Genomic DNA, 11,358 nt, shown 5'->3' on the forward strand with positions numbered 1-11,358 from the left:
GCTGCGCAGGCAGAACTTGCAGCGAAGAGAATAAGCCGGCAAGCTGCCAGCAGAAAACCGGGCAAGCGCAGGACGGGGGCGCAGTGGGCAGAACAATCACCCAAAGACTGGCAGACCGCGCCAGCCGCACAGCGCACCGCGCCCGGTTCCGCGCCTCGCTGCGCCATCTGCACGGGCCTGCGCGCCGCTTTGCCGCCCCGGATCAGGTGGTGCTGATCGCCCTGGTGCGCGATGGCGCCTATTACCTCGACGTGTTTTTTGAACATTACCGGCGCCTTGGTGTTTCGGCCTTCGTGTTCTTTGACAACGGCTCTGGCGACGGCACAATCGAGCGCATCCGGCAGGAGCCAGGCACCGCGGTGCTGCAGTCCCCCCTGCCCTGGCTGAGTTTTGAGAACACCTTTCGCGCCTATGCCGCAGACCGTTACGGCCAGGACCGCTGGTGCCTGTTTGCCGACATGGATGAGCTGTTTGATTTCGAAGGCAGCGAAACTGCCGGCATGGCCGGGCTGACCGGCTATCTGACGCAGCAAGGCTATACCGCCCTGCAGGCCGAAATGCTGGAAATGTTCCCGCAATGCCCGCTGGCAGAGGCCCGCAGGCTCAGCTATGCCGAGGCGGTCCGCAGCTTCCGCTTTTCTGACATCAGCGCGGTGCGGGCGGTGGACTATGCCTCGGAGCAGACCGGTTTTTCCTATTTCCTGCGCCAGAACAGCCCGCCGCCCGGCGGCGCGCAGATGCTGTTCGGCGGCGTGCGAGGCAAGGTCTTTGGCGAAAACTGCTGTATCAGCAAACATCCCCTGGTGTTCAACGGACCAGGCGTGCAGGCGGCGGTGCATCCGCATGTCTCAGCCGGGGTGCGGTTGGCAGATATGGAAGGGCTGATCCGACACTACAAATTCGCCGGCGACAGCCTCGCGCGGGATCTGCAGATCCAGGCAGAGACCGTGTCGGAACACGGTGAGGACCGCCAGCGCAGCGGCGTGATGCGGGCGCAGCCGGACCTCAGCCTGTGGTCTGGGGACGCGGTTGAGGACGCCGGGATCGCGGCGCTGCAGCGCCAGGGTTTTCTCCGCTGGTCGCCGCGATACCGGGCCTATCTTACCGGGGACGCCGCATGAGCGCCGCCGCCATCGCCGCCGTGGTCATCGGCCGCAACGAAGGCGAGCGGCTGATCCGCTGCCTGCGCTCCCTGCAAGGGCAGGTGCGGCAGCTGGTCTATGTGGACAGCGGGTCCACCGACGGATCGGCGGCTGCAGCCCGGGACCTCGGAGCCGAGGTGGTGGATCTGGACCTTAGCCAGCCGTTCACCGCTGCCCGCGCCCGCAATGCCGGGCTGGCGGTGCTGGAGGCCGGGATCGAATACGTGCAATTCGTGGACGGCGACTGCGAAGCGGCCTCGGACTGGATCGCTGCCGCGGCAGCATTCCTGCAGTCGCACCCCAAGGCGGCGGTGGCCTGCGGGCGGCGGCGGGAACGGTTTCCGGAGGCGTCCATCTACAACCGCCTGTGCGATGCGGAGTGGGACACGCCCGCAGGCGAGACCAAGGCCTGCGGCGGTGACGCGCTGATGCGGGTCGCGGCGGTCTATACCGCGGGCGGCTACCGCGAGGAGCTGATCGCCGGGGAGGAGCCGGAACTATGCCTGCGGCTGCGCTGCGCGGGCTGGCAGGTTTGGCGGCTGGATGCGGAAATGACCCTGCATGACGCGCAGATAATGCGCTTTGGCCAATGGTGGACCCGCAGCCGCCGCGCAGGCCATGCCTTTGCCGAGGGCGCCGCGCTGCATGGCACGGGGGTGGAGCGTCACTGGGTTGCCGAGACCCGCCGTGCCCTGCTGTGGGGGGCCGCCCTACCCGCCGCCATTGCCATTGCCGGGCTGCTCAGCCCCCATCTCCTGCTGGCGGCGCTGGTCTACCCCGCCCAGGTGCTGCGGTTGTCCCGCCGTATGGGATATGAGCAGGCGCTGTTCTCGGTGCTTGGAAAATTTCCTGAGGCCGCGGGTGCGCTGGAATACTACTGGCGCCGCTGGCACGGGGCGGCACGCAGCATACTGGAGTACAAATAGTCCGGACCCTACAGGGGCTTTGCCCCTTTTGGCCTGACGGCCAATTCACCCCAGGATATTTCCAGCCAGAAGAAGACTGGATCCCTTTTTTTTCTGGCCTCAAATATCCCGGAGCGCGAGGCAGAGCCTCGCATATGGCCTGCAGCCAGGCCGCCGGGCCGGCCCTCACCGCGCCCGGATGCGCCAGGCCTTTCGGGCAAGCCCGGGCAGAATAGCCAGGCATTTCGCGTAGCGCGGCAGCAGCCGGGCTGGGCTGGACAGCGCCCGCCACAGCCATTCCATCGCTATCGCGCGGACCCAGGCCGGGGCGCGTTTCTGGTGGCCGCCCAGGAAATCCAGCCCGGCACCGACAGAAGCGAAGCCCGCTGCGGGCGCCAGTTTGCGCCCGCGCTGGGCAAACCGCTCCTGCTTGGGCGCGCCCAGCGCCAGGAAGCACAGGCAGGGGCCGGTTTCATGCAGCCGGTGCAGGATCTGATCCGCCTCATCGCTGTCGGGATCAAAACGAACCGCGGGCGCATGGGTCCAGGCAATCTCCAGCCCAGGCACCTCCGCCGTCAGTGCGGCTTCGGCATCCTGCAGCGCCTCCTCCGTGCTGCCCGCCAGCACTGCCGGCACCCCGGCCTCAGCCGCCAGGCGGCACAGCGGCAGCACCATATCCGACCCCGGCATCAGCGTCACCGGGCGCCGCGCAATCCGTGACAGCCAGACGATGGGACGTCCGTCCGCCACCACCAGATCCTGCGCCTGGTAGGCAGAGAGGAACGCCGCAGAGGCCTCCATCTTGACCAGGTGGTCCAGGTTCAGCGTCGCCAGCGCAAACCCCAGCCCCGCCCGGAAGCGGGCATTGATTTCGGCCTCCAGCCGAGTGCGGTTGGGCATGTTCACCGGAATCCGGCGGCCTTGGCATTCGAAATACATGAGGCTCCCCCGGTGCCGTTCCGTCCAGTGATACCGGCAGCGCCGCAGCCGTGCCAGCCCGCTGGACGCGGCGGTGCGGGAGCGTGGCAAAGCTGCACAGTGTTAACCCGTTGTTGCAAATCCGCGCGACAGCGCCGCGCGCAACAGGTAAAGTTTGACGCAAATACCGGGGAATTGAGGGGACACGGGGCTTTGCCCAACGCTTTGGCCTATCTGATGCTGCTGGCCTGGCCGCTGGCCAGCCTGATCCTGTTCCGGCGCCTGCCGCTGGAGCGGGCACTCCTGTGGTGCATCATCGCGGGCTACCTGCTGCTGCCGCCGCTGGCTGAGTTCGACCTGCCGCTGGTGCCGGACATGGACAAGTTCGCAATCCCCTCAGTGATGGCCTTTGTGCTCTGCGTCTTCCTGCTGCGCAGGCCAGTGCCGCTGTTGCCGCGGCACCCGGCCGTGCGGGTGCTGGTTCTGCTGTTCGTGTTCGGGGTCATCCCCACCGTGCTGACCAACGGTGAGCCGATCCTGTTCCGCCAGATCGCCAATTCCGACCCGATCATTTTTCTGACCGATCAGCTGCCGGGGCTGCGCTGGCGCGACCTCGGCTCCGTGATCATCAACCAGGTGATCGTGCTGATCCCCTTCCTGCTGGCACGCCGGTATCTGTCCACCCCGGAGGCCCAGCGCGAATTGCTGATGGCGCTGATGATCGCCGCGCTGGCCTACAGCGTTCCGGCGCTTATCGAGATCCGCTTCAGCCCGCAGATCAATGTCTGGGTCTACGGCTTTTTTCAGCATGATTTCAGCCAGATGATGCGGCAGGGCGGCTTCCGCCCCATCGTGTTCCTGCCGCATGCGCTGTGGCTGGCCTTCTTCATGATGTCGGCGCTGCTGGCAGCCACCGCGCTGGCCCGCACCGCCGCAGGCGGGGCGCGCATCCGGCTGGCGCTGTCCGCAGCCTACCTGTTTGCGGTGCTGGTGCTGTGCAAGAGCCTCGCTTCGCTGGCCTATGCGCTGGCCTTTACTCCGGTGGTGGCGCTGGCGCCGCTGCGCTGGCAGCTGCGCGCGGCGCTGCTGCTGGGCCTGGTCGCCGTTGTCTACCCGATGCTGCGCAACACCGGGCTGGTACCAACCGAGGAACTGGTGGCCCAGGCCAGCGCGATCAGCGCCGAGCGGGCGCATTCGCTGAACTACCGCTTTGAGAACGAGGCACAGCTTTTGGCGCGCGCCGCCGAAAAGCCCTGGTTCGGCTGGGGAGGCTGGGGCCGCAATCTGGTGCGGCACGCGGAAACCGGGCAGATCCTGTCGATCCCGGACGGGCGCTGGATCATCGTCTTCGGCACCTTCGGCTGGCTGGGGTATATCGCCGAGATGGGCCTTCTGGCGGCGCCGCTGGTGCTGCTGGCCTATGCCGCTGCACGCGCGCCGCGGGGCAGCGTGTCGCCTTACGCCGCCCCGGTTGCGCTGATCCTGGCGGCCACCATGGTGGACATGCTGCTGAACGCAACACTGATCCCGATCACTTGGATGTGCGCCGGATCGGTCCTGGGCTATGCTGAGCGGCTGCTTTACCCGGGCTTGTTCCGCTCAAAACCTGCACTATTTGGCGGCGCGCAGGCGCTGATGCCTGACACCGCCGGGCCAGAGCGGCGCAGCATCCTGTGATGCCGCAATCTTTCCGCTTTTCCGGCCAGAATTGACACAATACGTCCTTAGGACAGCCGCATGGATTGACGAAAGTAAATTTGAATTCACCCGGCCCCGCGGAACAGATGGGGATCCATGCCGCAAGGCCGGGCCAAACGCCAGGGAGAACCCTGGCAGCCGAAGATAAACCTGTCCGGCAGGCCCTGCCACTTTCGCAAAGCGGACTGGCAGCGGCGTGCCGGGCTGTTTGCGAAGGGCCAGTGGGGTCAGGTATTGACGATGCAGGATTGGACATCCGCAGCGGGGGGCGCTGCAAAACGGACGGCAACCGGCGATATTGCCATTGTCGGTCTGTCGGTAACGGTGCCGGGCGCTGGCTCAGCTGAAGCGTTCTGGCAGAACCTGCGCGGCGGCATCGAATCCATCGAGGTTCTGGACCGCGAGGCGTTGCTGGCAAATGGCGAACGCGCCGCAGCCCTTGCCGACCCGAACTATGTGCCCGCCGCCGCCCGGTTGCAGGGATTTGATGAGTTCGACGCCGAATTTTTCGGCTTCAGCCCCAAGGAAGCGGCCATACTCGACCCGCAGCACAGGAAGTTCCTGGAAGTCGCCTGGGGTGCGATGGAAAACGCGGGCCACCCGCCGGAAAGCATCAATGGCCCTATCGGCGTCTACGCGGGCTGCGGCATGGGCAGCTATTTCTACTTCAACATCTGCTCCAACCCCGCCCTGGTCGATGACGTGGGAATGTTCCTGTTGCGCCATACCGGCAACGACAAGGATTTCCTGTCGACCCGCGTCAGCCATGTGTTCGACCTCAAAGGGCCTTCGGTCAACGTGCAGACCGCCTGCTCGACCTCGCTGGTGGCGGTGCATTACGCCTGCAAAGCCCTGCGCGAGGGGGAGTGCGGTATGGCGCTGGCGGGCGGTGTCACCATCGAACTGCCGCAGGGCCGCGGGTATCTCTATAAGGAAAACGAGATCCTCAGCCCGGACGGCCACTGCCACGCCTTCGACCACCGGGCGCAGGGCACAGTTTTCGGCTCCGGTGCCGGGGTTGTGGCGCTCAGGCGGCTGGAGGATGCGATTGCCGATGGCGACCATATCTGGGCGGTCATCAAAGGCTCTGCCATCAACAACGACGGCGCGGACAAGGCAGGCTATCTGGCGCCTTCGGTCGGCGGCCAGTCGGCGGCGGTGCGGGCAGCACTGGCGGCCGCGGACACCCCGGCAGACACAATCGATTATGTCGAATGCCACGGCACCGGCACCTATCTGGGCGATCCGATCGAGGTTTCGGCGCTCACCGATGCCTATCGCGCCACCACGCAGGATTCCGGCTATTGCCGCATCGGCTCAGTCAAGACCAACATCGGCCATCTGGACACTGCAGCGGGCGTTGCCAGCCTGACCAAGACCGCATTGGCACTGCACCACCGGGAAATTCCGCCCTCGCTGGGGTTTGAGGCGCCGAACCCGGCGATTGATTTTGAAACCTCGCCGTTCCGCGTGAACGCCGCCCTCACCCCGTGGACACCGCACAAGGGGCCGCGCCGGGCTGGCATCAACTCGCTCGGCGTGGGCGGCACCAATGCGCATGTGATCCTGGAAGAGGCACCGGCGCGCGCGCCCTCGGAGGAAAGCGACTTCCCGTTCCAAATCCTTTGTGTGTCGGGCCAGTCCAAGGCGGCACTGGACGCCAACACCCAGGCGCTGGCGGAGTATCTGAAAGCCAATCCTGAGGCCGATCTCGCCGATGTGGCCTTCACCCTCAAGGAAGGCCGCCGCGGCTTTGCCAAACGCCGCGTATTGGTGGCTGAGACGACTGCCGAAGCCGCCCAGCTGATTGAAGAAGACGACAGCCGAAAGGTCTTCACCCATGACCGGCTGGGCACCAGCCCGGAGGTGGTCTTCATGTTCCCCGGCGGCGGAGCACAATACGCTGGCATGGCGCGCGACCTTTATGAGACCGAACCGGTCTTTGCCGAGTGGATGGACCGCGGTCTGGATCACCTGCAACAAAGCCTCGACTACGATATCCGCGCCATCTGGCTGCCCGATGAGGGCGCGGAGGGCGCGGCGAATGCCAAGCTTCAGCAGCCCTCGGTGCAGCTGCCGCTGATCATGATCGTGGAATACGCGCTGGCGCAGCTATGGATCAGCTGGGGCGTGAGGCCTGCCGCGCTGGCGGGCCATTCGATGGGCGAGAATACAGCGGCCTGCCTGGCGGGTGTCATGGCTTTTGAGGACTGCATTGATCTGGTCCTGCTGCGCGGGCGCCTGTTCGACACGGTGCCTGCAGGCGGCATGCTGTCGATTGCCCTGCCCCTCGCAGAGGTTGAGGCGATCATCGGTGATGATCTGGACATTGCCAGCGTCAATGCGCCCGCGCTCACCGCCGTGTCCGGCCCGCAAGAGGCGCTGGACCGCCTGGCCGCAGACCTCGCCGCCCGCGAGGTGGACCACCAGCGCATCCAGATCGACATTGCCGCCCATTCCCGGATGCTGGACGGCATCCTGCAGGACTACCGCGATTTCATCCGTTCCTTGAAACTGTCGGCGCCCAAACTGCCGGTGATCTCCAACCGCACCGGCACGGCCCTGACCGCCGAACAGGCGACCAGTGCCGACTATTGGACCAGCCAGTTGCGCAACACCGTGCGCTATGCCGATTGCATGGAAACCCTCGCCAAGACCCCGGACCGGGTGTTTCTGGAGGTCGGCCCCGGCAAGGCGCTCAGCGCGCTGGCGCAGATGTCGCCAGCGGTGAAACCCGGCCAGGTGCTCAGCTCGCTGCGGCACCCCGATCAGCAGGTGATGGATGACAGTTACTTCTTCGGCGTCATCGGCCGGCTCTGGGCCTGCGGGGTGGAGGCCGATTGGGAACAGATCTGGGGCGAGGCCCGCCGCAACCGCCTGCCCTTGCCCGGCTATGCCTTTCAGCGCAGCCGTTACTTTATCGAGCCCGGGACGCCTGCGGCCGCGGAAGAGGCCGCCCCCCCGGCCCGCCATGACGACCTGAGCAAATGGGGCTACCGCCCCGCCTGGCGCCCGCGGCTGGCGGATTGCACGCTGGACGTAACCCAGGAGCTGGATCAGGAACCGCATACCTGGCTGATTTTCGAAGATGACTGCGGCCACGCCGCCCGAGTGGCGGAGCGGCTCGAGGACGCGGGTCACAGCGTTGCGCGTGTCCGTGCAGGCGATACCTATGCGCAGCTTGCGCCCAACGCATATGTGCTGCCGCCGGAGCAGGGCCGCGCGGCCTATGGCGCGCTGCTGGCTGATCTGGCAGCGGCCGGGCTGCTGCCGGACCGCATCGCGCATTTTTGGCTGGTGACGGAACAGGAAACCTTCCGCCCCGGCTCTTCCTTCTTTGACCGCAATCTGGAGATGGGATTCCACTCCCTGACCGCGCTGGCGCAGGAACTGGGCAATGCTGATCTGCCAGGCCCGGCGCATCTGACGGTTTTTACCACCGGTGCCGCGCAGGTCCGTGGCGAGGCGCTGCCCCACCCGGAAAAGGCGATGATCGCAGGGCCCCTGGGGGTTATCCCGCGTGAGCTGCCGGGGCTGACCTGCGCCGCCGTGGACATCGAACTGCCGCAGGCGCCGCGAGGTCTCTTTGCCCGCCGCAGTCCTGTGCAGGACGATATCACCCCCCGCCTGCTGGAAGAGCTGCTGGCGGAGCCCGAAAACCTTTCCGCTGCCTGGCGCGGGGAGAAGCGGTTTGAACTCCGCTGGCGCCCGCAGCCTTTGCCCGAACCGGAAACCCCGCCCTTCAAACAGGGCGGCCACTACCTGATCACCGGCGGCTATGGCGGCATCGGCCTGACCATCGCGGGCCACCTGATGCGGGAATTCGATGCCAGGGTGTCGCTGATCTCCCGCGACGGCCTGCCGCCGCGCGAGACCTGGGACCGCTATCTAAGCAGCCACAGCCCTGCGAACCGTACGGCCCAGCGCATCCGCGCTGTGAAGGCACTGGAGGCGGCCGGCTCGGGTCAGGTGCTGCCGCTGGCTGCCGATGTTTGCAACAGCGGTGATTTGCGCAAGGCACGCGCGCAGGCTGAGAACGCCTTTGGCCCCGTTACCGGCGTGATCCACGGCGCCGGCGTTATCAATGACGGACCGCTGCTGGCCAAGGACGAGGACCAGATCGCCAGGGTCCTGGCCCCCAAGGTCAGCGGCCTGCGCGCGCTTGACGCGGTGTTTCCGGACGGCAGCCTGGAACTGATGGTGCTGTTCTCCTCCTCCTCCGCCGTGACCCGGCCCGCAGGCCAAGTGGATTACATCGCCGCCAACGAATACCTCAACGCCTGGGCCAAGCACCGCGCGGGCGGCCGGACCCGTGTGGCGGCGGTGGACTGGGGCGTCTGGGCAGATGCCGGAATGGCCGCCGACGCTATGGCCAGCCGCAATACAAACGCAGGCGCCAGCGCGCCGGAGCCCTGCCCGCAGCCGCTGCTGCAGCAGCAGGGGTATGACGCGTCCGGCAACCGTATCTTCACCCCCCGCTTCAGCACCGCAGACTGGCTGCTGGATGAGCACCGCACCGCCGACGGCACCGCCCTGATGCCCGGCACCGGCTATATCGAGATGGCCGCCGAGGCACTGTCGGCAACCGGCGCCGACGGCCCATTCGAAATCCGCGACCTCTACTTCCTGCGCCCTCTGATTGCGGACGAAGGCAGTCCGCGCGATGCGCTGGTTAAGCTTGAAGCTAATGAAAATGGTTATGAACTCTTTGTTTACTCGAAGTTTACAAATGGTTACCGTCTGAACTGTCAGGCTATGCTGGCCTATGCGGCGGCGGCAGAACGCCCCGCCGCGCTCAACCTACAGAAGATTTTCACCCAATGCCCGGAGGAGCAGGCGCCTGTTGACGGGCGCCTGCGTTCCCCGCAAGAGGCGCATCTGAACTTCGGCCCGCGCTGGCATGTGCTGGACCGTGCCGCGCTTGGCGATGGCGAAGGCCTGGCATCTCTGTCGCTGCCAGAAGCTGCGGCGCAAGACGGCTGCCTGCTGCACCCCGGCCTGCTGGACCTGGCCACCGGCTGGGCCATGAAACTGATCCCCGGATACGAGGGCAAGGCGCTTTGGGTACCGGTATCCTATGGGACAATCCGGGTATTCGCGCCGCTGACCCAATCCATCTTCAGCCATGTTCGGCTGTCCGGCAGCCCGGATGGCAGCTCTGCCGCGTTCGACGTAACCCTGACGGACCAGAACGGCACCGTGCTGGTGGAGATCGAGGGCTTCCGGTTGCAACGGCTGGCCGGAGGGTTCGACGCTACTGGGGAGCCAATCGAAGCGGACGCCACCGGTGCCCAGCTGGGTCTGGAGCCTGCTGCCAGCCCGCAGCCGCTGACACCGGAGGAACGGCGCCTGCAGCTGAACATTTCAAACGGCATCAAGGCCAGCGATGGCGGCGAGGCGCTGGTCCGCGCACTGGGAGCCGGCCTGCCACAAGTGGTGGTCTCCTCGCTCGACCTGCCCGCGCTGATCGCCCAGGCGGACCAAGGCGCGTCGGCCGAGTCAGAGGCCCAAACCTTTGACCGGCCGCAGCTCGACACCGATTACGTGGCACCGCGCAACCCGGTGGAGGAGCAACTGGCCGTACTGTTTGCCTCCCTCCTTGGTGTCAGCCAGGTGGGGATAGAAGACAGTTTCTTTGATCTTGGCGGCCATTCCCTGATTGCGGTGCGGCTGTTTGCCCAGGTGAAACGCGCCTTTGGCGTGGAATTCCCGCTGTCGGTCCTGTTCGAGGCCCCCAGCGCCGCCGCACTGGCGGAACGGATCATAGAACGCACCGGCGGCGGCATTGCCGCGGAGCCGGGGGACAGCCCGCACACGGCGGAGGAACAGCCGCAGTTCACCCATCTGGTGCAGCTGCACCCCGGCGACGGCACCGGGCGGCGGCCTTTCTTCCTGGTGGCGGGTATGTTCGGCAATGTGCTGAACCTGCGGCACCTGGCGCTATTGGTGGGCAAGGACCGCCCGGTTTATGGCCTGCAGGCAAAGGGGCTGATGGGTGAAGACGCGCCGCATGACCGGATCAAAGACGCCGCCCGCAGCTGCCTGCATGAAATCCGCCAGGTCCAGCCCGACGGACCCTATCTGCTGGGCGGCTTTTCCGGCGGCGGCATCACCGCCTATGAGATGGCGCAGCAGTTGAAGGACCAGGGCCAGGACACCGCCGCGCTGGTCCTGCTGGACACGCCGCTGCCGGTGCGCCCGCCCCTGAACCGGCGGGATAAGGCGCTGATCAAGCTGGCCGAACTGCGCAGCAAAGGGATGAGCTACCTTGGCGAATGGGCCAGAAACCGTATTGCATGGGAGTTCGAGAAGCGCCGCGCCAAGCCCGCGGAAACCGGCCTCCTGCCGGAGTTCAATAACCGCAAGATCGAACTGGCCTTCCGCGCCGCGGTCGCGGCTTACGCCCTGCGGCCCTGGGACGGCCCGCTGACCCTGTTCCGCCCGCCGCTGGACCGCAATTGGCAGGTGAGCGGCGGCAACTGGGTCAGCCGCGAACGCGAGTATGTGTTCCACGACAACGACTGGACCCGCTGGGCGCCCGCCGTTGAGGTGGCCGAGGTGCCGGGCGATCATGACAGCATGGTGCTGGTGCCGAACGTCAGCGTGCTGGCGGCAGGCGTCAAGGCACGTCTGGACGCCGCCGACCGTGCGGCGGCCTCCGGCCCGTCGCGCATCATCCGGGCGGCGGAGTGACC

5 protein-coding genes are annotated in these 11,358 nt (G+C 66.4%); 4 read left to right on the forward strand and 1 reads right to left on the reverse strand.

All coding sequences use genetic code 11. The annotated features are described in order from the left end of the window. Positions 1 to 83 precede the first annotated feature (83 nt). Positions 84 to 1,121, forward strand: a complete 1,038-nt coding sequence (locus tag AC5STB_RS02030) for a glycosyltransferase family 2 protein (RefSeq protein ID WP_495441317.1) — start codon at positions 84 to 86, stop codon at positions 1,119 to 1,121. Continuing rightward, positions 1,118 to 2,068, forward strand: a complete 951-nt coding sequence (locus AC5STB_RS02035; protein WP_495441318.1) for a glycosyltransferase family 2 protein — start codon at positions 1,118 to 1,120, stop codon at positions 2,066 to 2,068. Before AC5STB_RS02030 ends, AC5STB_RS02035 begins: the two co-directional genes overlap by 4 nt. Positions 2,069 to 2,233: 165 nt before the next feature. Here AC5STB_RS02035 and AC5STB_RS02040 read toward each other — a convergent pair whose 3' ends face one another. Then, entirely contained in the window at positions 2,234 to 2,986 is a 753-nt protein-coding gene (locus AC5STB_RS02040) for a WecB/TagA/CpsF family glycosyltransferase (RefSeq protein ID WP_495441319.1), read from the reverse strand. Between the two features lie 192 nt (positions 2,987 to 3,178). Between AC5STB_RS02040 and AC5STB_RS02045 the strand changes: the two genes are divergently transcribed. Next, positions 3,179 to 4,642, forward strand: a complete 1,464-nt coding sequence (locus tag AC5STB_RS02045) for a hypothetical protein (RefSeq protein WP_495441320.1) — start codon at positions 3,179 to 3,181, stop codon at positions 4,640 to 4,642. A 261-nt stretch (positions 4,643 to 4,903) separates the two neighbouring features. Next, complete coding sequence (locus AC5STB_RS02050) at positions 4,904 to 11,356, forward strand: type I polyketide synthase (RefSeq protein WP_495441321.1); 6,453 nt, start codon at positions 4,904 to 4,906, stop codon at positions 11,354 to 11,356. The last annotated feature ends 2 nt before the right edge of the window (positions 11,357 to 11,358 follow it).

Source organism: Leisingera sp. CC-HEC093 (genome assembly GCF_059429195.1).